The sequence below is a fragment of the Chitinophaga sp. genome, from assembly GCF_035761305.1.
Classification (GTDB): Bacteria; Bacteroidota; Bacteroidia; order Chitinophagales; family Chitinophagaceae; genus Chitinophaga.
The window spans coordinates 49534-74998 of sequence record NZ_DASTRI010000284.1; the positions used below are offsets into that span (position 1 = coordinate 49534).

The window sequence follows — 25465 nt, forward strand, 5'->3', positions numbered from 1 at the left end:
ATTTAAAAGAACCGGCCAGAGGGAATGTAAAATGTAAAATTTTAAATGCTAAATGTAAAAGTAAAGCCACGAAAGCGGGTACAGTATTAAATAAAATCGGGATTACTTTTACATTTTACGTTTAGGATTTTACGTTTCCTCTGGCCGGCTCCGGTGCTTGCCCTGTTTACTTTACAGTAATAGTGCTGTCTTTTGTGGTTACCAGTATTACGCCATTACGGCCGGCGTTGCCATACAGGGAGGTGGCTGTTTTATCTTTCAGCACGCTGATAGCCGTAATGCTGCCGGGCGACAGGCTTTTTACGGCATTGACTTTTGCCGGAACACCATCAATAATCACCAGCGGCTGCGGATGCAGGCTGTCTATTCCTGTAAACGTAACAACACTGCTGCGGTTTGTATGCCTGTCTACAACCCGTACTGTATCGGCTTTACCCTTATACCCCAGCACTACTATGTTATTTTCGCCGGAGCCGGGTATGTTAATGGTTTGCTTTCCTTTTTTAGTGGTAATGAATAACACCCCGTTCTTTCCATCTTTGCCATACCGCTTTACTGCTTCATCACCTTTCCAGACGTTTACTGATTCAATATCGCCTTTATCCAGGCGTTCCAGCGCGCTGTTCTCTGTACGCACACCATCAATGAAAAGAATGCCTTTAAAATTCTTCAGCGATATTTTTGGTGCAGGCACTGTATCTGGTACAGGAGGCGGTGGCGGCGGGGGCACGGGCGCCGGCGCCGGCATGGATTTGGATGATGGTGAAGGCGGCGGAGGCGGCGGTGGTATTTTACCCGTTGCTTCAGGAGCCGGTGGCGGAGGCGGAGGTGCAGGCGTAGCTATTGTATCTGCCGCCATTGTATTTTTTACATTTGCTGTTTGCTTTTGTTTAAAGGCCGCCCGGCTGTAGTTAAGCGATAGCAGGGCTATTGCTACTATGCTGCCCAGTACTACGTAGCGGAGCATATTATATTTAGCGGAACGCTTGCTGTTCATCATTTTAATTCTGTTTTTCAGGTGTGAAAGATTGAAGTTGTTTGCGATGGCCGTCGCATATGGAATTCCACTAACTTTTATCAGGTTGTATTGATAAGCTTTCGGATCTACCCCCTGCCGCAACATCTGCCGGTCTGTAATAAACTCCAGGTTTTCCTTTATAGCAGTGCGCATTAGCCAGGCGCCCGGGTTAAACCAGTAGAAGATGTTATTCAGCTCTGCCGCCAGCACATCCAGGGTATGCCATTGCTTCACGTGCACCTGCTCATGCCGCAAAATGGCATCCAGCTCCAGCGGCGAGTGCTGGGAGGGATTGATGTAAATATTCTTAAAGAAGGAAAAGGGATTTACCGGCTGCTTTAACGCTTTTACCGGCTGTTGCTGTATAACTGCCGCCTGCGCCTGCCGGTGCAGCTTCCACAATGACAGGAGCTGTATAATAAAACGGATGGCCATGGCCGCTACCCCGACCCAGAAAATATATACCAGCACATTCCAAACCGTAAAACGCTCTGTTTGCAATGTGTTCAGGTCAGGCACATAAATCACTACCACACTGCTGATGCGCTCATGATGCTCCAGCAGCGCATTCACATCTATTAACGGGAACACCGCCGCGCATACAATACCGGCAAGCAAAAAGAAACGGTTCAGCACATAAAAGGTAAGCCTGCGCAGCCCAAAGCGGTAGGCCAGGTAAAACAGTGTAAGCGCTATATTGGCTTTTAACAGGTATATTAACAAGGCCGGCATATCTAATTATTTTGTGTCGTTTTGTTCTATCATACGGATAATCTCCTTCAGCTCGTCGGGACTGATCTTTTTCTCTTTGGCAAAAAAAGTAACCAGCTCCTTGTAGGAGTTCTCAAAGTAGCTTTGCACAAAACCGTTCATGAACTTCTTCTTATACTCCTCTTCCGCTATCAATGGCGTATATTCATATACGTTGCCTGTTTTGCGGCTTTGCAGATAGCCTTTCTTTTCCAGGTTTTTAATGGTGGAGGCCAGCGTGGTGTAGGGCGGTACAGGTGCGGTGTGCACCTCCAGGAAATCTTTTACAATACCTTTTCCTTTTTGCCATACCGCCTGCATGGCAGCTTCTTCCTGCTGCGTGAGCTTTTCCATATAAATCTGTTTACAATACTAAGTTACGACATTTTCGTAATTCTACGAATATTTCGTAATTATTTTTTTTGGGGAGAGCGATTTATTGGTGGAAAGGGGTTGGGGAGAAAAGGGTTAAGGCTACGTTTTTACCCATCGTAACTAATTAGCAACGGTTGAGAGCGGGCCGGCCAGAAGCGGAATAGCGGAATATAAAACCGGACGGATAGCGGTCATACTATAGCGTGAAAACAAACTGCCGGTGCAACGAAACCTTAAATGCCGGATGAACGCAGCGGTCTTATTATGGTGTGAAAACAAGTGGGGCTGACCCAAAGTAGCGGTCAGCCCCATTTTGTTTTACAGGTTTCCTTACGGCTTTTCCACCTTTGTTAATTCCGTTACAGTAAGCACTCCTGTATTCATGTTCGTTTCTTCTGTTTTTATTACACCTAATCCTGGTGTGTACCATTCTTTTTCGTCAAACTCCACTCCCTGGTCAACCACTGTCTGGCTGCCATCATAGTCGGTGGCAACACTGTGCAAATGGGTTTTTCTTATGTGATGCACCCTTACACAATCGAAAGCGCCAAGTTGAATGGTGATCTTCCCGATAGAATCTATTTCCGCGGTCATTTCTGTTTGTGTATAATCATTCACCAGTGAAGCGCCGTTATCATTTTTTTCTCCATGGGTTTGGGTAAATACCGTTTCGGGGAATACAACGGCGTGGAGCTGGCTGCTGTGCGGAATGGTAATGATATAGGGATGCTCCTCATGGGTAAATACATCGTACTGTGCGGCCGCTAATGAAAGGCTTTCATAATACGCGGCCACCGGGCGAACCGTGTTCACCGTTTTTTCCTTGTTATGAATAATATAAACCGGGTTGCCAATACCTGCTGCAGCTGCCATTCCTTTGGCTATCGTGTACCCGGATGAGTCATAAACATCGGTTATTTTCATTACTGAAGATGCCCCCATTTCATCACCTTGCGTGATGGTGTAAGTAAGCTCCATACCTTTTGTTCCGGGCATATAGCCTGCTGTGACATCAACATCAGGCAGCGGGTTATTATCGTCTTTATCTTTATTGCAGGCTGTTGCTAACAGTATAATTGTAAAAGCAAAAAGAAAAACAGCATTGATTCTCATGGTGAGGGTTTTAGTTTATTGAATATGTATTTACAGGGCTTTGCTGCACATTTTGATTTCGGCTGATTGTACGCGGTCGTACATAAACCACACCAGGTAGCTTTTGCCCCCGTATTCAATTTGCCTTGGATGGTATGCTTTGGAAACACGGGTGCCATCTTTAAAAACAAGGTCTTCCACCTCACCCAGTGATCCGTACGCCCAGCTGGTAGCATCGGCATTGCACCATGCATGCCCTTCGTGGGGCTTGTCATTGGCTATCTTTTTCCCGTTCAGGTAAAGCCCTGCTTCCCAACCGCCACCGGCATCCGTTTTGGTGGAAAACAAGTTGTTGCCGCTGTTATCGAGCCATTTGTATTCCGTTATTACGCCTTTGAGCTCCCGGCCGCTGAAAAAGATCACATCATTTTCGTTCTGGTGATTCATCATGGCATCGGTCATTTGCTGTTGCAACACAGCCTGCTTTTTCTCGTCTTCTTCTTTGGCAAGCCGGGAGGCAATGGCGGTAACAGGCGATAAGATCATGCAGCCGGTTGTAAAGCGCCTGTTGGCCAGCAGGTCGCCGCCGAATGCAATGGGCTTTAGCTTTCCATCATTGGAAAGCAAATAATTTTTTTGCTGTTCCAGGTCATTTATAGTGGGGCACACCGTTGCAAAAAACTTTGTGTTATCCTTGCTGATGATCATCTGCGTTACCGCTTTATAGGGACCGTATTTTTTCCCGTTGAATACTATGCTCACACTCAGCGCTGATTTTTTAATGTACCTGCTTTCGTTGCCGGTGTTTACAACATTGTTCATTGCGTACCAGTCATACTTTTTATTGAGGGTCAATAAGCTGCCATCCAGCTTACCTACTGTTGTAGTTTGGGTTTTCCGGCCGTTTTCATAAATATAAGCCACGTCGTTACCGGAACCTTCGCCCAGCTCACTCAACCGTTCCTTACCGGTCATAAGGCCTACTGCCACTATTGCTTTGAGGCCGTTGACTGAAGGCGTTACAGAAGAATATTGTTCAATGAAATATTGTCCTGCATTATAAGCAGCCGAACCTGCATCCATCACGGCAATGCCCTGTTTTTCAAAGTCCGGCGCAGGCGCCTTGAGCGCTGCCTTGCTTCCCGGCGTGGTATGATCCGTTGAAGATGTATTTGAATACGGGGCATTATCGGCGGAATTGTCATTGGAAACAGCTTCCTTAGCTACCTGCTTTACGGAATTGCCCAGCTTTTTAAGGAATTGCGCCTTTGACGCTGCCGGCACCATAAAAAAGGGGAAAACAATGCAAATAAAGATGCGATAAGTGTTCATCGGTTTATTTTTATTTTGAAATTTTCACAAATTCCACCCTCCTGTTATTGGCTTTACCTTCGGCGGTTCCATTGCCGTCAACCGGTTTTGTTTCGCCAAACCCTTTGGCGGTCAGGCGGCTTTCATCAATACCCATGGAAACCAGCTTTGCCCTTACCGCGCCGGCCCGCGCCTGCGACAATTTCATATTGGCATCGTCGTTCCCGTCACTGTCGGTATGCCCGTCTATCTCAAACTTCAGGTCACCATGGTCCTTCATCAACCTGGCTATTTCATTCAGCGTACCCATTGATTCGGGCCTGATGGTAGACTGGTTAACATCGAACAAAATTCCATGCGTGATGAATTTTCCATCGGTCACTATTTTGTTGTATTTGTCATCGCCCCCGGCGGCAATACGTACATTCCTGATTTTTATGCCATAGCGGCCGTCGGCCTTTATATCTACGTAGCCAAATCCGCCGGGCATATTGTTGGAAGCCGCTATACGGTATTGATCTATATAGCCCTTGGCAATATTTTTACGCACATAAATGGCAATATGATGCCAGGTGCCGGGCGTGGTGAGGGATTGCTTCAACTCTTCGGGAAGCTGGTACCTGACGGCGTTTACACCTCCCCATTCATATTGGGTGTTAGACACAATCATCAGGTTATATGGCGGTGTGGCGCTCAGGTTTCTTTCTCCCGGTTTCCTTAGCTCTATTCTGAAAGTATTGAAGCTGAATTGGTTCCCGTCATTTTCATACATCATGTCCATCTCTATGGTGAATTGCTCCGGGAGATAGTGGTCGTTATTCATTAAAGGCGTAATAGTAGCGCCGCTTCCCTTATCAATGTGCAATACCTTTTCACCATTATCATCCTGTATTTCCGCATTACCGTTATTTACCGTAAAGCGGGCCGGCAGCTCGTTATCGGATTCGGCGCTCATATCGGGCTGGAAAATGATCTTATCGCCGGCAACAAAATCATAATGCTTATAATCGCCGGTGGTTTTTGTTTCCGGCTGCCCTGATGGCTGCGCACTGCTGACCGCCTCTTTTCCCGCGCCTTTATTTTCCTTTGCGGCGCCTGCAATCTCCTCTTCTGATTTATTCAGCACTTTGGTGGTAGCCTTTTCCGATTCATTCACTACATGATCTTCTACGGTATGTTTTACCCCGTTTTTTACTTTCTTCCACAATTGCGCATGCAGATTTGTATTACAGAGCATAAAACAGCAGAGCAATAACAAAGGCCGTTTTCTTAAAATAGAACCTCGCATTTTTTTTATTTTTATGATGGAAGGAAATGACCGGCGATGCTGTTAACATCCGGTAAGCTTTTTAACGCTGTAATCACCACGGCAAATCTCCGGCAGTATTATATCGGAGGCAATCACCTTAAAACAGGTTTTATCTCCACTCCCCGAAAAAGGGGTTTTTTCCCGGATGCTTGGATAGCTGTGTTTTTTTAAAGACTTTTACTTATTGCAGATCCCTGGCGCCGGTTGTATAAAAACATTGCAAATGCAAAAAGCTTTATTCACATTGTTGCTTGCCGCGCTGTTGCTACCCGGTTTCCCGGAAGATCTGCAGGCGCAGAATAAGTACCTGGACAGCCTGAAAAGTGAGCTGCAGCAAAACGGCCTGCCGGACAGCACACGTATCAATGACCTGCTGCTGCTGGGCAATGAGCTTGGATATTCAGACAGCAGGCTTGCACGCGGTTACTTTGAAAATGCGTTCCGCCTCTCATCAAGGGAAAGCCAGTATGAAAAAATGGGAGATGCTGTTTCGGGCATCGGCCTTACTTACTATCGCACCGATAATCTTGATACCTGCCTTTATTTGTTCCGGAAAGCCGACACCTTTTACATGAAATCCAACTCAGCTACCTCACTGGCGTCCCAGATAACCAGTAAAATGAATATTGCTACTGTGCTGCGGACCATGGGTAATTTCCGGGATGCCCTTACCATGTATTTTGAAGGTATAGATGCTTTTAAAAAAGCCGATTTTCCCGGCAAAGACAAAAAGCTGCTAACAGCCTATCTCAACATAGGGCTGGTGTATAATGAGTTTAACCAGTACGATAAGGCCTTGTTTTACCACCGGAAAGGACTGGCGCTGATAAACAAAGGACTGGAGAATTACATGAGCCAGTATTACCTGCGGATGGCGCGTATTCACGACTTTATTGAACTCAGGCAGTACGATTCAGCGAAATATTATCTTACTGCCGAGGAAGGCCTGTACCGGAAGCTAAACCAGGCCGATATATTTTCATCGTTATATTCCAACTGGGGCATGTACTATCTTGGTATTAAAGATACTTCAGCTGCGCTCACCGCTTTTAATAAAGCATACCGGTTTGCAGTGGATTCTAAAAATAAATTCCGGCAGAACCAGCTATTATCGCGCATCGCTACTATTTATCTTAACAGGAAAGCATACGGGCAAAGCGTAAAAGCCTATGAGAAAGCCTACCTGCTGAGCCACGCTATAAAAGACAAGCCCAGCGAAATGCACTATCTGAAAAAGCTGGCCGACGTGTATGGCAACAACCTCCATAACGACCACCAGGCCAGCCGGTATTATAAACAGTATGTACTGTTGGCCGACAGCCTCAATGAAACAGATGTACAAAAAAAAATAAACGAGATAGAAGCCAGGTATCAAACACAAAAAAAAGAAGACAGCATACTCGTGCTAACCAAAAACGCCCAGCTGCAAAAAGCCGAACTGCACAGGAAGCGCACACTCTCCACCTCATTGCTGATCATGTGCGGGCTTTTGGGCACCCTGGCCGGTGCCATTTATCTTAACTTCAAAAGAAAGAACCAATTGTTAAAACAGTCGGAGCAACTGAAAACACAACAGGTGCGGGAAATGCAGAAGCAGCAGCAATTACTGGCAATGCAGTCAGTGCTGAAGGGGCAGGAAGAGGAACGCAGCCGTTTGGCTAAAGACCTGCACGATGGTGTGGGCGGTTTGCTATCCGGGGTAAAACTGTCATTATCAACCATGAAGGGAAACGTAATCTTATCTGAAAAAAATGCACAAATGCTGAACAATGTGGTCGTTCAGCTTGATCAATCCATGAATGAGCTGCGGCGTGTATCGCACAACATGATGCCTGAGTCGTTAATAAAATTCGGCCTGGCTGAAAGCCTGCTGATTTATTGCGACAGCCTGAATGAAACAGGGTTGATAAAGGTACAGCTGCAAACTTATGGAATGGAGGAGCGCATGGAGCAGAATACGGAAATTGTGCTGTACCGTATTATCCAGGAGCTGCTTAACAATGTAGTAAAACACGCGGAGGCAAAAAATGTGCTGGTGCAGCTGGTCCGTAAGAACAACCGGTTTAACCTTACGGTAGAAGATGACGGCAAAGGCTTTGACCTTAACAGCATTGCGAAAAACGGGGGTGCGGGGTTAAACAACATCCGCGCCCGTGCGGAATACCTGGGAGCTACGGTAGATATTCAGTCGGCGCCGGCCGAAGGTACTTCTGTTAACATTGAAGGCGGTTGCGCTTAAAAACCAGGAATATGGCAGCTCAAATTTACAATATACTCATCGTTGACGATCATCCCGTGGTAACAGCCGGTATGCAGTTCCTGCTTAGCGAAATAAAAGGATTTGCGGTGGCGGCTACTGCCGGAAATGCTTTTGACGCCATGCAGCTTTTGAAACTGCACAGGATTGACGTTGTACTGCTGGATATTAACCTTCCGGACATTAACGGGCTTGACTTATGCAAGAAAATAAAAAAGGAGCTTCCGGATATAAAGGTTATTGGCATCAGCACCTATAGTGACCGCAGCTATATATTGCGGATGATGGATAACGGCGCCCGCGGCTACCTGCTGAAAAGCGCCGGTAAGGAAGAAATAGAAGAAGCGCTGAGAACTGTTATGAACGGCAAAATATACCTTAGTATTCCAATGGAAAAACTGCTGCATTCCTCATCGTCGCTTAAAGAAAATCCTTTGCCCACATTAACGAAAAGAGAAAAACAGATCCTGAAGCTTATTGCCGATGGCAACACCAATCAGCAGATTGCCGCGCAGTTATTCATTAGCCCGCTTACGGTAGACAGTCACCGTAAAAGCCTGCTTACAAAGTTTGAGGTAAATAATACCGCCGCTTTAATAAAATTTGCAGCGGAATATCATTTGCTGGATGAGTAAACAGGACGTGCCCTGCTACTGCATCACCTCTCCCAGCTTGGTTTCCAGGGCATCGCCGCGCAGGTTCTTGGCTATGATCTTACCCTGCGGGTCTATAAGAAAATTCTGGGGAATGGCGCGTATGCTGTACAGCTCCGCAGCAGCGTTTTTCCAGCCTTTGAGGTCTGAAACATGCGTCCAGGAAAGGTTATCGGCCTGTATGGCTGCCAGCCATTTATCTTTTTTATCATCCAGGGAAACGCCCAGTATCTCAAAACCTTTTGATTTGTATTTGCTGTAAGCCCGTACCACATTCGGGTTCTCGGCGCGGCAGGGACCGCACCAGCTGGCCCAGAAATCAACCAGCACATATTTACCCCGGAACGCGTTAAGGCTAACGGCCTTGCCGTTTACATCGCTTTGTGTAAAGTCAAGCGCGGGCTGGCCAACAGCGGTTTTTTTGGCAGCTTCCAGGCGTTGCACAAATGCTTTCCCGGATTCGGAGTTCCTTATTTTCTTATTCAGCTTTTTGAAAACCGGCTCCACATCGGCCGGGTTAATATCGTAGCCTGCATACTGGTTCAGCGCAAACATGGCAATGGGCGAGCCGGGGTTTTTAGCCAGGTAGCTGCGCATAATGCTTTTTTCTTTGGCTTCCAAGGAGTCGAACCGGGGCTCCAGCTTTTTCATGCCTTCCTCATCCTTGGCCATATACAGCTGCCGGTATTCTTTTTGCAGGCTCCGCATCTCGGTGTCTATATCTTTCAGCATACCATCCAGCTGCAGGTAGGCATCGTTGGCGGCAGAGCCTTTTACTACGGCTTTGCTTATAGAGTCCTGTGTGGTAATGGTAATGTTGCCTTTATCCAGGAACAGCGGCAGCACATCGCGCTTGCCGCCATGCGGCATATCTGGGGGCTGGTCGCTTATTACCAGCATCAGGCTGGCCATGGAAGGTTCTTTAAGGGTTCCCCGGAAGGAAAATTTGCCGTCTTTAACCGCTGCGCTATCCAGCATGTTGTCATCTCCCTTGCGCACATTCAGATACACTTTGGCTGGTTTATGCAGCTGCGCCACTGTTCCATTGATAGTAAAAGGTTTTTCACCCTGCGCAAACAAGACCACCGGTGACAGCAGCACGGCGGTCAGTATAGCTCTCTTCATAATAAATACTACTGCTTTTGACTTTTTACGTAGCAACAAATATGGCGAAATGGCCGGGCAAAGTCAAAATGATTGTGATAAGCGGAACAGAAACGGGAACCGGCGCGGCATTAAACGGATGTGCTGACGGCTGCTGGCAGGGCGCAGTTTTTGTCCTTGCCGGTGCACGTCAGCACATGTGTATGATTATAAGCTATTTAAGTATTTCGTCGAGCTTGTCTTCCAGGGCCGGGCCGCGCAGGTTGCGGGCAATAATGCGCCCCTGGGGGTCTACCAGGAAATTGGAGGGAATGGAACGGATGTTGTATTGCACAGCCACCTCATTGCTCCAGCCGTGCAGGTCAGATACGTGGGTCCAGGTAAGGCCATCCTGCTTAATGGCATGCAGCCAGCGGTTTTTATCCTCATCCAGCGACACGCTGAGTATGGTGAAATTCTTGTCTTTATACTTGTTAAAGGCCTTTACCACGTTGGGGTTCTCGGCCCGGCAGGGGCCACACCAGCTGGCCCAGAAATCAACCAGTACATATTTCCCCCGGAAAGAGGAAAGTTTTACGGCTTTACCATCTGTATCATCCTGTGAAAAATCTTCTGCCATTATGCCAATGCCGCTTGCTTTCTGGCGGTGAATGTACTGCTCAACGCTTTGGCCGTACTTTCCGTTCTGCAATGATTTATCGAGGCTGGTGAACTGGGCTTCAAAGTCGGCCAGCTCCAGGCGGGGCCGCAGCTCATTCATCAGCATCCACATGCTGGCCAGGGCTTTGGGATGCTGCTTTACAAAGGCTTTGCCCACCTTTACCACATCGTTGCTAAAGGCGGCGGCTTTTTTGCGGAAGGCCTCCTTTGCCGCTTCATCGTCCCCGGAAATACCGGCAGCCTCCTGGTTCAGCGCATGCGCTCTTTGTATCAGGGGCTGAAACTGCTGCTGGTACTCCTGCATGGCTTTGGTATTATCATTCGCCTTCAGGGCGCTGGCTACCGGGAATTTATCGGCGCTCAGGGTCAGCTGCTGCGGGCCGCCTTCCGGCACAAACAGCAACGGCTGGTCCACGCCTTCCAGCACCAGGGCGTACACGGAAAGCTCCTTTTTATCTTTTATGGTAAAAGAGAATTGGCCGTTCTGCAATACCGTAGAGTCGTTCGGGTTATTGTCGGCATCATCGAATAAATAGATCTTTTTCCCGTCGGCGCCGCTCACCGTACCGGATATTACACTTTGCGCGCTGGCAGCCAGGGTGCCGGCGGCGCAGCACACCATGAGGAATAAATGCTTCATGCTATAAATATATAAAAAATCTGCTACTTATGCCGCTGCTGCAGCACGTTCAGCACATCGGACAGCTGGCAGCCTTTGGCATTCAACAATATAAGATAATGGAACAGCAGGTCGGCGGCTTCGTTCAGGAACAGGGCTTCGTTATTATCCTTGGCTTCTATTACTACTTCCACTGCTTCTTCACCCACCTTTTGCGCTATTTTGTTAATGCCTTTGGCAAACAGGCTGGCGGTATAGGATTTTTCCGTTGGATTGTTCTTACGGTCCATGATCACGCTTTCCAGTTTAGACAGGAAATCGTTGCTTACGTTCACCTCATTCCAGCAGGTATCTGCGCCGGTATGGCATACCGGCCCTACGGGATTGGCCTTTACCAGCAGGGTATCATTATCGCAGTCTACCTTTATATCCTGCAGCAGCAGGAAATTGCCGCTCTCCTCTCCCTTGGTCCACAGGCGCTGTTTGGAGCGGCTGAAGAAAGTAACCTTTTTTTCCTGCAGGGTTTTGTCCAGCGCTGCCTGGTTCATATAGCCTAACATCAGCACCTTTAAGGTAGCTGCATCCTGCACAATGGCCGGCACCAGGCCGTCGGGCGATTTCTGAAAATCAATTTGCATGGTGTAAATAGCTGTTGGCGGTTTGCCTGTTTAAAATCTTATGTTCACTCCTTTGCTGTACAAATACTTTTTCAGCGCAGGTATCTCTATTTCCTTGTAATGAAAAATGCTGGCGGCCAGCGCGGCATCGGCCTGCGCTTCTTCAAACACGGTTGTAAAATGTTCCATGGCGCCGGCGCCGCCGGAGGCAATTACAGGCACGTTTAAATGCTGCGACAGCTGCCCGGTAATATCCAGGGCAAAGCCCTGTTTGGTGCCGTCGTTATTCATGGAGGTGAGCAGTATTTCACCGGCGCCGCGGCTCACGGCTTCTTTTGCCCAGTCATAGGCTTTGGTGTTTGTTTTTACACGGCCGCCGTTCAGGTACACGTACCAGTCGCCATCCTCAAAGCGGGTATCAATGGCCAGCACTATGCACTGGCTGCCAAACTCGCGCGACAGCTCATCCACCAGCTCCGGCCGTTTAAAGGCGGAAGTGTTCACGGATATTTTATCCGCGCCGGACTGCAGCAACACATACACATCCTCAACGGAAGCAATGCCGCCGCCCACGGTAAAAGGTATGTTCACATGCCGGGCAATGCGGGTTACCAGCTCCGCCAGGGTTTTACGGCGTTCATTGGTAGCCGTTATATCCAGGAACACCAGCTCGTCGGCGCCCTGCTGTGCGTACAATGCGCCCAGCTCTATGGGATCGCCGGCGTCGCGTATATTTTCAAAGTTCACCCCTTTTACGGTACGCCCGTCTTTGATGTCGAGGCAGGGGATGATGCGTTTGGTTAGCATTCGTAATTCGTAATTAACTAATTCGTAATTGATTTAAGTTGCTGCATGGTTATGTTTCCTTCGTAAATGGCTTTGCCGATAATGGCGCCGCTGCAGCCTATTTCCCGCAGGGTTTCCACATCCTGCAGGTTGCTTACGCCGCCGCTGGCTACAAAGTTAATGTTTGGGAAACGTTCCAGTATCTGCTGGTACAGCTTAACAGAAGGGCCCTGCAGCAAACCGTCTTTGGCAATATCTGTACAAAAAATGTGCTGCACGCCCTGGCGCACGTTCTGCTCCAGGAAGTCGAATACAGACAGCGGCGTGGTTTCGAGCCAGCCGCCCACTGCAATTTTCTCTTCCTTTACGTCGGCGCCCAGGAATATTTTTTCCGGTCCGTATTTTTTTACCCATTCAAAGAACAGCTCGGGGTCTTTTACCGCTATGCTGCCAATGGTGGCCAGGGCAGCGCCGCTTTCAAATACAATGTCCAGGTCTTTGGCGGTTTTAATACCCCCTCCGAAGTCCACTACCAGACCGGTTTTACCGGCTATGGCCTCCAGCACTTTCCAGTTTACCACGGCTCCTTTTTTGGCGCCGTCCAGGTCAACCAGGTGCAGCCGCTTTACGCCAATATCCTCAAAGGCTTTGGCTACTTCCAGCGGATGCTCGTTATACACTTTCTGCTGCGCATAATCGCCCTGGGTAAGGCGTACGCATTTGCCGCCGATAATATCAATGGCCGGTATTACGGTAAATGTTCTTTTTGTTTGCATGTGTCTTATAGCTTCAGAAAACTCTCCAGTAATTTTTGCCCCGCCTCTGCTGATTTTTCCGGGTGAAACTGCACCGCGTAAAAATTATCCTTCTGCAGGGCAGCGCTGTAGTTCACCACGTAATTGGCAATGGCTACCGTTTCCGGCGCCAGCGCTGCATAATAGCTGTGCACAAAATACATGTAGCTGTTCTCCGGTATCTTCTCAAACAGGGTGCTGTGCAAACCGGCAATATTGTTCCAGCCTATCTGCGGTATTTTCAGCAGGTTTTCCACCGGCGACTGAAAGCGTTTTACCTCCACGTCAAACACGCCCAAACAGGTTGTATTATTTTCTTCAGAGTGCCTGCACAGCAGCTGCAGGCCCAGGCAAATGCCTAATACGGGCTGCCGCAGGCCGGTGATCACCTTATCCAGCCCGCGCTGCTGCAGGTACTGCATGGCGGTGCTGGCCTCTCCCACCCCGGGAAAAATCACTTTATCGGCCGACTGTATCTCTTCCGGGTCGTCGGTTACCATGCCCTGCACCCCTATGCGGTCCAGCGCAAACAGCACGGAGCGGATATTGCCTGCATTATATTTTATGATTACTGTTTTCATCTGTTAATTTCTATATCACGGATGTTTCGCCTGGTTATTGTCTTACGGACTGTATGAACGTTTTCACGGTTCCATCCAGGTTGGTTGTATTTTCCAGCGCTTTAATAAAGGCGGTACCGATAATAGCGCCGTTGCTGTAAGCGCAGGCGGCGTCAAAGGTAGATTTGTCCTTTATACCAAAGCCAATGAGCACCGGGTTTTTCAGCTGCAGGGACTTTAAACGCTCAAAGTAAGCCTGCTGGCCTTTCATATCCTTGTCTTTTCCGGTGGTGGATGAGGAGGACACGGCGTATACAAATCCCCGGCTCAGCGCATCTATCTGCCGTATGCGGGCGTCGCTGGTTTCCGGCGTTACCAGAAAGATAAGGTGTAATCCATATTTTTCAAAAAGCGGGCGGTACTCCTGCTCGTATTCCGCCATAGGCAGGTCAGGCAGTATGAGGCCGTCTACCCCGGTTTCCGCGCACTGCTGCAGAAAGCGCTCCACACCAAACTGCATTACCGGGTTCAGGTACCCCATGAGTATAACGGGAACGTGTATATTTTCGCGGAAATTTTTCAGCTGCGCGAACAGCTTTTTCAGGCTCATGCCGTTGTGCAGGGCGCGGGTGCTGCTGTCCTGTATCACCGGGCCGTCGGCCAGGGGATCGGAAAAGGGCATGCCCAGCTCTATCATATCTGCGCCATGCGCCTGCAGGGCTGTCATTACCGGCAGGGTATCATCCAGGTTGGGAAAGCCTGCGGTGCAATAAATATTGAGTATGCCCTGCTTCCTGGTTGCAAAAAGTTGATCTATGCGGTTCATACTATTGTTGTTGCATGTGTTTCATATAAGTGCCCATATCTTTATCGCCACGGCCGGAGAGGCATACCACCACTACATCGCGAGGCTGCAGGCGCAGGTCTTTAAGCCGGGCCAGCGCGTGGGACGATTCCAGCGCAGGTATAATACCTTCCAGGCGGGTAAGCTCAAAGGCGGCTTCCAGGGCTTCATCGTCCGTAGCGCTCAGGAAGCGCGCGCGGCCCGTTTCATACAGGTGAGCATGTAAAGGCCCTACGCCGGGATAATCCAGCCCCGCGGAAATGGAATGCGGCTCCACGATCTGCCCATCATCCGTTTGCATCAGCAGGGTTTTGGCGGCATGTATCACGCCCGGCCTGCCCAGCTGTGAGGTGGCGGCGGAAAAACCGCTGTTGATGCCTTTGCCCGCGGCTTCTACCGGCACCAGCTGCACCTGCTCATCATCCAGAAAGTGGAAGAACGCGCCAGCTGCATTACTGCCGCCGCCTACGCAGGCCAGCACGTAGTTGGGATAAGGGCTGCCGGTTTTCTCCAGCAGCTGCTGCTTAATTTCTTCGCTGATAACCGACTGAAAGCGCGCCACCATATCCGGGTAAGGATGCGGCCCTACAACAGAACCAATGATATAATGCGTATCTACCGGGTTATTGATCCAGTCGCGGATAGCTTCATTGGTGGCATCTTTCAATGTGCGGCTGCCGCTGTTGGCCGGCACCACGGTAGCGCCCAGCATTTTCATACGGGCCACATTGGGGGCCTGCCGCTCAATATCCACCGCGCCCATGTACACAATACACTCCAGCCCCATTAAGGCGCATACCGTAGCTGTGGCCACGCCATGCTGCCCCGCGCCGGTTTCCGCAATAATGCGTTTTTTACCCAGGCGCTGGGCCAGCAATATTTGCCCGATGGTGTTATTTACCTTATGGGCGCCGGTATGGTTCAGGTCTTCCCGCTTCAGGTAAATATCCGCCTTGTATTTTTCAGACAGCCTTTTGGCGAGGTACAGCGGGGAAGGGCGGCCCACATAGTCTTTCAGCAGCTGCGTAAACTCCTGCTGAAAACCGGGGTCACTTATTATCTGCATGTAGTTTTGCCGCAGCTCCTCTACATTGGGATATAACATTTCCGGTATGTATGCGCCGCCAAAGTTGCCGTAATACCCCTTCCCGTTTACATGGTATTTGGAGCCTTTTGTATTTACCGCTATCTCCATTATCCTGATTTTTTTTGTTTAACGTAATGCTTTTACAAATGCCTGCACTTTATCCATATCCTTTTCGCCGGGCGCTGTTTCAAAACGGCTGTTCACGTCTACCGCAAACAGGCCGGGCAGCTGCAATGCCGCCAGCTGGGCAGCATCCCCCGGGCCAATGCCGCCGCTCAGAAAAAAGGGGCGGGTAAAAGGATAGGATTTCAACAGCTCCCAGTTGAACTGCTGGCCGGTACCGCCGTAAGCTTTACCTGCTGCCGCCGTATCAAATAAAAAGTAATCGCTTACCGGTATAAATTCCTCCACCTGCCGCCAGCTAACATCAGCGCCTATATGAAAAACCTTTACCAGCGTAGCCATGTCTTTCAGTACTGCGCATTGCGCCGGGGTAATATTGCCGTGCACCTGCACCATATCCAGCCCATATGCTGCGATGTGCTGTTGTATTACGGCAGCATCTTCCTCTACATATACCCCTACTTTTTTTATACCGGTGGTATTGCGCACTGTAGCGGCATCCAGCTTACCGGTTACGCACCGCGGGGATTTTCCGTAAAAAATAAACCCCGCGTAGTCAACCCCATATTGTACCAGCGCCTGCAGGTCCTGCTCACGGGTGATGCCGCATACTTTTATGTTAAGTGCCATGCGTAGAGAATATTAAATATTAAATGTAAAATGTAGCATGTAAAAGTTAAAACAGTACGCTACCAAATAACATTACCGGCTACTTTTACATTTGAAATTTTACATTTTAGATTTTACATTTTTACCGCTGTTTTAATAGCGGCTGTAAACTTTTCAAATGCCTGTGCCGGGTTTTCCTGGCGCATAAAGTGCTCACCGATCAGGAAGCCTTCAAAGCCGGCCTGCTTCAGCGTTGCTATGGCAGCAGGATCGCTGATGCCGCTTTCCGCTACTTTCAGCTTGCCGGCCGGAATTTTGGGCGCCAGCTCACAGGAGCGGTTAAAGTCCACTTTAAAAGTGGTAAGGTCGCGGTTGTTAACCCCTACCAGGTGCACATGCTCCGTTACTTTTTCCAGCTGCGCTTCGCTATGCACTTCCAGCAATACCTCCAAACCCAGGTTATGCGCAAAAGCGGCCAGGTGCTTTACTTCCGCCGCGTTTAAACATTCCGCTATCAGCAGTATTACATCGGCGCCGATGGCCTTTGCTTCTACCAGCTGGTATTCATCTATCATAAAATCCTTACGCAGAATGGGAATGCTGTTCACGGCCCGGGCCTGCTGCAGGTCTTCCATTGTGCCGCCAAAGAACTTTTCATCTGTAAGCACCGACAGGCCGGAGGCGCCGTAACGGGTATAAGCGGTGGTAATATCCTGCACGGTTACCTGGCCGTTAATAAGGCCCCTGGAAGGCGAGCGGCGTTTAAACTCCGCGATAATGCCGGTTTTGGCAGGGTCCTGCAGGGACTGGCGCAGCGACCGCGGCGTGCGTTTAAATGCAGGCGCCTGCTCCAGCGCTGCTATGCTGCGCTGCTGCTTACGGGCAGCTACTTCTGTTTTTTTATGCGCAACTATTTCCGTTAAAATATTGTTCATGTTCATGGCTGTAGTGTTTTTATGGCCGCATTACTGCATACTGATAAGCTTTTTAAATGCATTATGCGCGGCGCCGGACTCCAGTGATACCACCGCTGCCTCAAAACAGTCGGCATAATCGGCGTACTTTTCCATGCAGTACAGGCCCATGGCGGCATTGGCCAGCACCACGGAGTTCTGCGCCCAGCTGCCTTCTCCTTTCAATATCTTTATAAATATTTTGGCGGCTTCTTCTACGGAGTTACCGCCATAAATATCTTCCGGGTGCACTTTGCGGCGGCCCAGCTGCTCCGGCGTCCAGTCCTGCTCTCCCTTATTGGTAATAATGCGCGCATCGCTGGTGAGCGATATTTCATCATAGCCATCCAGGCTGTGCACAATGGCAAACTTCTTATCTGTTTGCTGGAACAGGTAGTTGTATACCCGCGCCATTTCCAGGCTGTACACGCCAATAAGCTGGTGTTTTGCAAAGGCGGGGTTCACCAGGGGGCCCAGCATGTTAAAGAACGTACGAACGCCCAGCTGCCGGCGGATGCCAGCCACGTTTTTCAGCGCCGGGTGAAACAGGGGCGCGTGCAGGAAACAAACTCCTGCCTGCTCTATTTCGGCCCGCAATTTAGCTTCATCGTTCTTAAACTTATAGCCTGCCGTTTCCATGAGGTTAGAGGCCCCGCTAATGGAAGATACGCCATAGTTGCCGTGTTTGGCCACGTTACCGCCGGCGCCGGCTACGATAAAACAGGAAAGGGTGGAGATGTTGAAGGTGTTCTTGGCATCGCCGCCAGTGCCTACAATATCCAGCACATCATAGTCGTTCAGCTTAACAGGTATGCACAGCTCCAGCAGCGCATCCCTAAAGCCCAGCAGCTCGTTAATGGTAATGCTGCGCATGAGGAACACCGTCATAAAAGCGGCCAGCTCACTTTCATTATACACGCCCTTGGAAATGCTGATGAGGATGTCTTTGGCAGCTTCCCGGGTAAAGGTCTTATGTTCAAAAAGGTAGTTGAGTATCTTTTTCATCCTATATGTGATAAATAGTTAAGGAATGGCAATGGCTTACATTTCCAGCCAGTTCCGTAATATTTTTTCTCCATGCGGCGTAAGCACGCTTTCGGGGTGAAACTGCACACCGCTTACGTCATACTCTTTATGCTGCAGTCCCATAATATACCCATGCTCATCGCGCGCGGTAATGGTAAGGGCGGGCGGCAATGTTTTTTCATCCACTACCCAGGAGTGATAGCGGCCAACTTCCAGCTCGTCCGGCAAACCGTTGAACAGGCGGCCTTCGCGTGAAACAATGTTCACCGGCGTGGCTACGCCGTGATATACCTCTTTCAGGTTAATAAGATCCGCGCCAAAAGCCTGGCCTATGGCCTGCTGCCCCAGGCAAACGCCGAAAATGGATTTTGCAGGCGCATACGTTTTGATCAACGGCAGCAGCAAGCCTGCTTCTTCCGGTATGCCCGGCCCCGGCGACAGGATGATCTTATCAAACCGGTTGATCTGCTCCAGCGGTATCTCATCGTTGCGGTACACCGTCACCTTGCCGTTAATGATCTTCTCTACCAGGTGCACCAGGTTATAGGTAAAAGAGTCGTAGTTATCAAATACCAGTATGTTCATCACACTATATTTTTTGCGCCAGCAGTATGGCCTGTTTTAATGCATTCAATTTATTGTTCACCTCTTCCAGCTCAGAGGCAGCTATGGATTTGGCTACCACACCGGCGCCGGCCTGGTAATACAGCGTGTTGGACTTACTGAGCATGGAGCGGATCATAATGGCGTGGTTAAAATCGCCGTTAAACCCTACGGCGCCAATGCAGCCGCCGTAAAAGCCGCGGGCGGTGGGCTCATACTGATCAATAATTTCCATGGCCCTGTACTTGGGCGCGCCGCTTAAAGTGCCTGCCGGGAAGGTGGCTGCCAGCAGGGAGAAAGGATTTACATGCGGCTGTATTTTTCCTACCACTTCGCTTACCAGGTGTATTACATGTGAGTAGAACTGTATTTTGCGGTAAGACTCCACCTCCACATCGCTGGCATGGCGGCTCAGGTCATTACGGGCCAGGTCAACCAGCATTACATGCTCGGCATTTTCCTTGGGATCCATCAGCAGCTTATCGGCCAGCAGCTGGTCCTGCTCATCGTCGCCGGTACGGCGGAAAGTGCCTGCTATGGGGTGAATGGTGGCTTTATTGTTTTTGATCACCAGCTGCGCTTCGGGCGAGGAGCCCATGAGCTTATAGTCGCCGTAATCAAAGTAAAAGAGATAAGGGGAGGGATTAATGGAGCGGAGGGCGCGGTATACATTAAACTCATCGCCGTTATATTGCTGGCGGAAGGCGCGTGACAGCACTACCTGGAACACATCGCCGCGGAAGCAGTGCTGCTTGCCCTGCTCCACCATCTGCATATATTCCGCATCTGTCATATTGCTTTCTTCATTGCCTACGGCGGCAAAGCCATAGGTGGGCACATCTTTGTGCTTAATGAGCGATTCTACCAGGTCAAACTCGCTATCCAGCCCATCTACCTGGTGCTCGCACAGGAACAGCTCATCTTTAAAGTGGTTAATGGCAATCACATACTGGTAAAAGCGGTAGCGCATCAGCGGTATGGTGCTGTTATTGGGCTTTTGCTTATTAAATTCAATGGTTTCAAAAAACTGTACAGCATCAAAAGTGGTGTACCCGAACAGGCTGCGTACCACTGGTAAAGGCGCCTGGCCGGTGAAGCTGAAGCTGCCCAGGAAGTGCTGCAGCTCATCCAGCACGCTTTCTTTATTTTTCAGCTGTTTCCGTTCTACCGGCAGGTTGGGATATTTGAACTCAAAGTTGGTGGTGGAGGTTACCTCAATGCCGGCAATGGGCTTTACGCAGATAAAGGAAAAGCTGTTTTCGCTGGCGCGGTAATCGGTACTTTCCAGCAATACGGTGCCGGGAAACTTATCGCGCAGGCGGAGGTAGATGCCTACCGGCGTGTAAACATCTGCCAGCATTTGTTTGGATCTCGTTCTTACTTGAATGGTACGCATGAGTTTTGAAATTTGAAGTCGGACGTCAGACGCAGGAAGCTCTAAAAGCCAGAAGGCCCGCTGTGTAACAGCGAGCCTTCTGAATATATTTGTTTCATACAAAACATGGCACTGTAACACAGATCAGGATATGATTCCGTGCCACCACCAATGCTTGTATGTTACGTTCTGTTTCATTACGGCAGCAAATATGGGTTGTTTTTTTAGAAAATGCAAATTTTTTTTGAAGCTGAAAGCACAAAGCGGAAAGCAGAAGGCGGAAAGCACAAAGCGGAAAGCAGGAGGCGGAAAGCAAGCGGCCGGCATCAAACCGTGGGAAGCTTTTTGCTTTATGCTTTTTGCTTTTTGCTTACAGCACCCCTTTGGTGCTGGGCAGCTGCAGGTTCAGCGGATCGCGGCGTACGGCCATTTTAACGGCCTTGGCAAACGCCTTGAAAATAGCTTCTATCTTGTGGTGCTCGTTCTCCCCTTCGGCCCTGATGTTAAGATTACATTTAGCGGCGTCTGAAAACGACTTGAAGAAGTGGAAGAACATTTCCGTGGGCATCTCCCCTATTTTTTCCCGGTTGAACTTAGCGTCCCATACCAGCCAGTTGCGGCCCCCGAAGTCAATGGCTACCTGCGCCAGGCAATCATCCATGGGCAGGCAAAAGCCGTAGCGCTCCATGCCCCGTTTATCGGCCAGCGCCTTTGCCATGGCTTCGCCCAAGGCCAGGCCGGTATCTTCGATGGTATGGTGCTCATCAATATGCAGGTCGCCAATGGCTTTAACCGTAAGATCGATATTGCCATGGCGGGCTATCTGCTCTAGCATATGATCAAAGAAACCCAGGCCGGTTTCAATGCTGGCCTGTCCTTTACCGTCGAGGTTCAGGGAAATGGCAATATCTGTTTCCTTGGTGGTGCGTTTATGCGTAACTGTTCTGAGGCCCAGCTTCAGGAACTCGTATATCTTTCCCCAGTCGGTTGATTCCAGCGCTATAACGGGCTGCAGGTCGGCAACAGCATCCTTTATTTCCGCGCTTCCCAGGCCGGTGCCTTCATTCATCCAAATGGCTTTTGCGCCCAGGTTCTTGGCCAGTTGCACGTCGGTAATGCGGTCGCCTATTACAAAAGAGTTGGCCAGGTCGTAGTCAGATGAGAAATACTGCGTAAGCATACCGGTGCCGGGCTTGCGGGTGGGCGCATTCTCATGGGGAAAAGTGCGGTCGATATGCACGGCTTTAAAATACACGCCTTCATTCTCAAATGCCTGTATAATCTTGTTTTGCACCAGCCAGAAATGGGCTTCGGGAAACGATTCCGTGCCCATGCCATCCTGGTTGCTTACCATTACCAGCTCATAGTCCAGCTCAGCGGCTATTTTGGCCATGTAGGTGAATACCTTCGGATAGTATTCGATTTTTTCCAGGCTGTCTACCTGGTAAGTGGGCGGTACTTCTTTGATAAGCGTACCATCGCGGTCTATGAACAGTATGCGTTTCATGTTATGATTTTTTACCTGCTGCTTCCGGCTTCATCTCTGCCAGCGCAGCTATTAATTTTTCATTTTCCTCCGGTGTGCCTACGGTAATGCGCAAACAGCCGGCGCACAGCTCTACGCGCGAACGGTCGCGCACTACAATGCCCTGCGCTACCAGGTATTGATAAATGCCTTTGGCGTCGGTGGTTTTAACCAGCACAAAGTTGGCGTCGCTGGGATATACTTTTATCACCTGCGGCAGCTTTTCCAGGGAAGCGCTCAGCCGGTCCCGCTCAATTACGGTTTCCCGGATCCATTCATTTACCTGCTGCACATTTTCCAGCGCCTGCAATGCCAGCTCCTGCGCGGCCTGGCTAATGTTGTACGGCGGCTTTATTTTGTTCATTACCTGGATGATCTCTTCACCAGCAAAGGCCATACCCACGCGCAACGCGGCCAGGCCCCAGGCTTTGGAAAGGGTTTGCATTACCACCAGGTTGGGATATTCCGTAAGCTCCTGTATAAAGGTTTTCTGACGGGCAAAGTTAATGTAGGCTTCATCTACCACCACAATGCCTTCAAAGTTATTCAGCAGCAGCTCAATGTCCTCCCGGTTAATGGAGTTGGCGGTGGGGTTGTTGGGCGAGCATACAAAGATCAGCTTTGTGTGCTCGTCTATGGCCTGCTGCAGTGCGGGCATGTCCAGCTGAAAATCTTCGGTAAGGCTTACCTGCCGTATCACCACATCGTTAATGTGCGCGCTTACTTCGTACATGCCATAGGTAGGCGGGCAAAGTATTACATTATCCACACCGGGATTGCACAATGCGCGGTACAATACATCAATCACCTCATCGCTGCCGTTGCCGATAAAAATGTGCTGCGGCGGTACGCCTTTAATATCGGCCAGCTTGTATTTCAGCTTCCACTGCATGGGATCGGGGTAGCGGTTGTAGTACACGGGCAGCGGGGAGCCAAAGCTGTTTTCATTGGCATCCAGGAAAATGCTGGCTTCTCCTTTAAACTCATCGCGGGCCGAGGAGTACGGCACCAGCTGTTTGATATTATTACGCAGCAGTTTATTGAGATCGAACATTGTAATTAATAATTAAGAATTAATAATTAATAGGGTGTGCGTTTGTAAAATGCGGGCGATAAGTTCATTATTCATTATTAATTAAACGGATGGTAACGGCCCGTTTATGCGCATCCAGCCCTTCTGCTGCCGCCATGGTGGCAATGGTATTGCCTATGCGCTGCAAGCCTTCCTGCGTAAGGCGCTGAAAGGTGACCTTTTTTACAAAACTGTCCAGCGATACGCCGCTGTAAGCGCGGGCATAACCGTTGGTGGGCAGCGTATGGTTAGTGCCGGAAGCATAGTCGCCGGCGCTTTCCGGTGAATAGTTGCCCAGGAATACGGAGCCTGCATTCACCACTTTGTCTGCCAGCGCAATATCATCCCTGCAGGCAATAATGAGGTGTTCCGGCGCATAGGCATTTAGCAGCGCCATAGCAATATCCATGTCTTTTACCAGCACCAGGCGGCTGTGCTGCAGGGCTTGTGTGGCAATATCACGGCGGGGCAGCTGCGCCAGCTGCTTTTCCACTTCCTCCTGCACGCTTTTAATAACAGCGGCTGCGGTTGTTACCAGCAGCACCTGGCTGTCGGGGCCATGCTCTGCCTGCGACAACAGATCGGCCGCCACAAAAGCAGGCACACAGCTTTCATCGGCCAGCACAGCCACTTCCGAAGGACCGGCCGGCATATCAATGGCAATACCATCTTTATTAATCAGCTGCTTGGCGCAGGTTACATACTGGTTACCGGGGCCAAATATCTTATCTACCTTAGGTACGGTGGCAGTGCCGTAGGCCATAGCGCCGATTGCCTGTACGCCGCCTATTTTAAAAACGGTATCAATGCCTACCTGGCGGGCGGCAAATAAAATGGCGGGATGTACCTCACCGGCGGCATTGGAAGGCGTGCACAGCACAATTTCCTTACAGCCGGCTATTACCGCCGGTATGCCCAGCATTAAAATGGTAGAGAACAACGGGGCAGAGCCGCCCGGAATATATAAGCCTACTTTTTCGATGGCTATTGCCTTGCGCCAGCATTGCACGCCGGGCATGGTTTCTATGATCTTGCCTGCCTCCTGCTGCGCGCGGTGAAACGTTTCTATATTTTGCCGGGCCTGCAGGATGGCCTGTTTTAATGCAGGGTCCAGCGTAGCGGTGGCATGTGCAAACTCCGCTTCTGTTACCTGCAGCTGGTTCAGCTGCACTTTATCGAACTGCAGGGCATACCTGCGCACGGCAGCATCGCCCTGCTGCTGTATATCTTTTAAAATAGCGGCCACTTTGCTTTCCAGCGCTGTGGTGTCCATTACCGGCCGTTGCAGCAGCGCAGGCCAGGAGGATGGTTCAGGGTACTCGTATAACATTGGTTAATTACGAATTATTCAATTACGAATTATTAAACGCGAAGCATTCATGCGCACCATTGAAGATAATTATGAATGCGAATAGCCGTTGCTTTATTAAATGATCATTTTTTCAATGGGTACTACCAGTATGCCCTGGGCGCCGGCGGCTTTCAGGTTTTCGATAATATCCCAGAAATCATTTTCATTTACCACGGAATGTACGGAGCTCCAGCCTTCTTCCGCCAGGGGCAGCACGGTGGGGCTTTTCATGCCAGGCAGCAGCCCGATGATCTGTTGCAGGTTATCATTGGGCGCATTCAGCAGAATGTACTTGTTGTTTTTTGCCTTTTTTACTGATTTTATCCGGAACAGCAGCTTTTCCAGCAGCTGCTGCAGGCCGGCATCCAGGTTGCTGTTGGCAATGAGCACCGCTTCTGACTTCAGTATTACCTCTGCTTCCTTCAGGCCGTTCATAAACAGGGTGGAGCCGCTGCTCACCAGGTCGCAGATGGCGTCTGCCAGGCCAATACCAGGCGCTATTTCCACTGATCCGCTGATTTCGTGTATCTCTGCCTGTATGCTGTTCTTTTTCAAAAAATCGTCTACTATTACCGGGTAGCTGGTGGCTATGCGCATTTTGTGCAAATCCTTTACCCCGTTATACTCCATGGCCTTGGGCACGGCAACAGATAAACGGCACTTGCCAAATCCGAGCTTTTCCACTACCTGCACCTGCTTGTTTTTTTCCAGCACTACGTTCTCACCTACCATGCCTATATCGGCTACGCCATCTTCAATATATTGCGGAATATCATCATCACGCAGGAAAAATACCTCCAGCGGAAAGTTGCTGGCTTCTGTTTTCAGGCGGTTCACCCCGTTATTAATGTCTATGCCGCATTCCTTGAGCAGCTTCATGGAATCATCGTGCAGGCGGCCTGATTTCTGGATGGCGAGTCTTAGCTTCATAAAAGATTATATTCTGGTAAAAACAACAGCGGCTTACCTTTTCCGGTAAGCCGCTGATATTT

24 protein-coding genes are annotated in these 25465 nt (G+C 49.6%); 2 read left to right on the forward strand and 22 right to left on the reverse strand.

Annotation, left to right across the window (positions count from 1 at the left end; genetic code table 11):
* Positions 1–166: 166 nt before the first annotated feature.
* From VFS25_RS24015 to VFS25_RS24035, 5 genes are all read right to left on the reverse strand, one after another.
* On the reverse strand, positions 167–1750 hold the full coding sequence (locus tag VFS25_RS24015; RefSeq protein ID WP_326464726.1) for a M56 family metallopeptidase: 1584 nt from the start codon (positions 1748–1750) through the stop codon (positions 167–169).
* A 6-nt stretch (positions 1751–1756) separates the two neighbouring features.
* Positions 1757–2122 carry a BlaI/MecI/CopY family transcriptional regulator gene (locus VFS25_RS24020; RefSeq protein ID WP_326464727.1) on the reverse strand — a complete coding sequence of 122 codons (366 nt, stop codon included), beginning with the start codon at positions 2120–2122 and terminating at the stop codon, positions 1757–1759.
* A 351-nt stretch (positions 2123–2473) separates the two neighbouring features.
* The gene (locus VFS25_RS24025; protein WP_326464728.1) at positions 2474–3256 is read right to left on the reverse strand and encodes a hypothetical protein; all 783 of its coding nucleotides are present in this window, start codon (positions 3254–3256) and stop codon (positions 2474–2476) included.
* 30 nt (positions 3257–3286) lie between these two features.
* Positions 3287–4567 (reverse strand): hypothetical protein, encoded by a 1281-nt coding sequence (locus VFS25_RS24030; RefSeq protein ID WP_326464729.1) that lies wholly within the window; start codon positions 4565–4567, stop codon positions 3287–3289.
* Between the two features lie 10 nt (positions 4568–4577).
* Positions 4578–5753, reverse strand: a complete 1176-nt coding sequence (locus tag VFS25_RS24035) for an OmpA family protein (protein WP_326464730.1) — start codon at positions 5751–5753, stop codon at positions 4578–4580.
* A 325-nt stretch (positions 5754–6078) separates the two neighbouring features.
* Between VFS25_RS24035 and VFS25_RS24040 the strand changes: the two genes are divergently transcribed.
* Together VFS25_RS24040 and VFS25_RS24045 are read left to right on the forward strand one after the other, a co-directional pair.
* Positions 6079–8094: a sensor histidine kinase gene (locus VFS25_RS24040; protein ID WP_326464731.1), complete on the forward strand. Its 2016-nt coding sequence runs from the start codon at positions 6079–6081 to the stop codon at positions 8092–8094.
* An 11-nt stretch (positions 8095–8105) separates the two neighbouring features.
* Positions 8106–8747 carry a response regulator transcription factor gene (locus tag VFS25_RS24045; RefSeq protein WP_326464732.1) on the forward strand — a complete coding sequence of 214 codons (642 nt, stop codon included), beginning with the start codon at positions 8106–8108 and terminating at the stop codon, positions 8745–8747.
* A gap of 15 nt (positions 8748–8762) precedes the next feature.
* Here VFS25_RS24045 and VFS25_RS24050 read toward each other — a convergent pair whose 3' ends face one another.
* From VFS25_RS24050 to hisG, 17 genes are all read right to left on the reverse strand, one after another.
* Positions 8763–9890, reverse strand: coding sequence for a TlpA disulfide reductase family protein (locus tag VFS25_RS24050; protein ID WP_326464733.1), 1128 nt, complete (start codon positions 9888–9890; stop codon positions 8763–8765).
* Between the two features lie 193 nt (positions 9891–10083).
* The gene (locus VFS25_RS24055; RefSeq protein WP_326464734.1) at positions 10084–11169 is read right to left on the reverse strand and encodes a TlpA disulfide reductase family protein; all 1086 of its coding nucleotides are present in this window, start codon (positions 11167–11169) and stop codon (positions 10084–10086) included.
* Positions 11170–11192: 23 nt separating this feature from the next.
* The gene (gene hisIE / locus VFS25_RS24060; RefSeq protein WP_326464735.1) at positions 11193–11786 is read right to left on the reverse strand and encodes a bifunctional phosphoribosyl-AMP cyclohydrolase/phosphoribosyl-ATP diphosphatase HisIE; all 594 of its coding nucleotides are present in this window, start codon (positions 11784–11786) and stop codon (positions 11193–11195) included.
* A gap of 30 nt (positions 11787–11816) precedes the next feature.
* Positions 11817–12572: an imidazole glycerol phosphate synthase subunit HisF gene (hisF, locus tag VFS25_RS24065; protein ID WP_326464736.1), complete on the reverse strand. Its 756-nt coding sequence runs from the start codon at positions 12570–12572 to the stop codon at positions 11817–11819.
* Positions 12573–12589: 17 nt separating this feature from the next.
* Entirely contained in the window at positions 12590–13327 is a 738-nt protein-coding gene (gene hisA, locus VFS25_RS24070; RefSeq protein ID WP_326464737.1) for a 1-(5-phosphoribosyl)-5-[(5-phosphoribosylamino)methylideneamino]imidazole-4-carboxamide isomerase, read from the reverse strand.
* Between the two features lie 5 nt (positions 13328–13332).
* Entirely contained in the window at positions 13333–13926 is a 594-nt protein-coding gene (hisH, locus tag VFS25_RS24075; RefSeq protein ID WP_326464738.1) for an imidazole glycerol phosphate synthase subunit HisH, read from the reverse strand.
* A gap of 34 nt (positions 13927–13960) precedes the next feature.
* A complete protein-coding gene (trpA, locus tag VFS25_RS24080) occupies positions 13961–14731 on the reverse strand; it encodes a tryptophan synthase subunit alpha (RefSeq protein ID WP_326464739.1) in 771 nt (256 codons plus the stop codon).
* Between the two features lies 1 nt (position 14732).
* Positions 14733–15944, reverse strand: coding sequence for a tryptophan synthase subunit beta (trpB, locus tag VFS25_RS24085; RefSeq protein ID WP_326464740.1), 1212 nt, complete (start codon positions 15942–15944; stop codon positions 14733–14735).
* Positions 15945–15962: 18 nt separating this feature from the next.
* Positions 15963–16589 carry a phosphoribosylanthranilate isomerase gene (locus VFS25_RS24090; protein WP_326464741.1) on the reverse strand — a complete coding sequence of 209 codons (627 nt, stop codon included), beginning with the start codon at positions 16587–16589 and terminating at the stop codon, positions 15963–15965.
* Positions 16590–16702: 113 nt separating this feature from the next.
* On the reverse strand, positions 16703–17503 hold the full coding sequence (trpC, locus tag VFS25_RS24095; RefSeq protein ID WP_326464742.1) for an indole-3-glycerol phosphate synthase TrpC: 801 nt from the start codon (positions 17501–17503) through the stop codon (positions 16703–16705).
* A gap of 30 nt (positions 17504–17533) precedes the next feature.
* A complete protein-coding gene (trpD, locus tag VFS25_RS24100; RefSeq protein ID WP_326464743.1) occupies positions 17534–18526 on the reverse strand; it encodes an anthranilate phosphoribosyltransferase in 993 nt (330 codons plus the stop codon).
* Between the two features lie 36 nt (positions 18527–18562).
* Positions 18563–19132: an aminodeoxychorismate/anthranilate synthase component II gene (locus VFS25_RS24105; RefSeq protein ID WP_326464744.1), complete on the reverse strand. Its 570-nt coding sequence runs from the start codon at positions 19130–19132 to the stop codon at positions 18563–18565.
* A 4-nt stretch (positions 19133–19136) separates the two neighbouring features.
* Positions 19137–20546 (reverse strand): anthranilate synthase component I family protein, encoded by a 1410-nt coding sequence (locus tag VFS25_RS24110; protein ID WP_326464745.1) that lies wholly within the window; start codon positions 20544–20546, stop codon positions 19137–19139.
* 349 nt (positions 20547–20895) lie between these two features.
* Positions 20896–22032, reverse strand: a complete 1137-nt coding sequence (gene hisB / locus VFS25_RS24115) for a bifunctional histidinol-phosphatase/imidazoleglycerol-phosphate dehydratase HisB (RefSeq protein ID WP_326464746.1) — start codon at positions 22030–22032, stop codon at positions 20896–20898.
* A gap of 1 nt (position 22033) precedes the next feature.
* The gene (gene hisC / locus VFS25_RS24120) at positions 22034–23104 is read right to left on the reverse strand and encodes a histidinol-phosphate transaminase (protein ID WP_326464747.1); all 1071 of its coding nucleotides are present in this window, start codon (positions 23102–23104) and stop codon (positions 22034–22036) included.
* A gap of 67 nt (positions 23105–23171) precedes the next feature.
* Positions 23172–24452 (reverse strand): histidinol dehydrogenase, encoded by a 1281-nt coding sequence (hisD, locus tag VFS25_RS24125; RefSeq protein WP_326464748.1) that lies wholly within the window; start codon positions 24450–24452, stop codon positions 23172–23174.
* Between the two features lie 96 nt (positions 24453–24548).
* Complete coding sequence (gene hisG, locus VFS25_RS24130; RefSeq protein ID WP_326464749.1) at positions 24549–25403, reverse strand: ATP phosphoribosyltransferase; 855 nt, start codon at positions 25401–25403, stop codon at positions 24549–24551.
* Between the last annotated feature and the right edge of the window lie 62 nt (positions 25404–25465).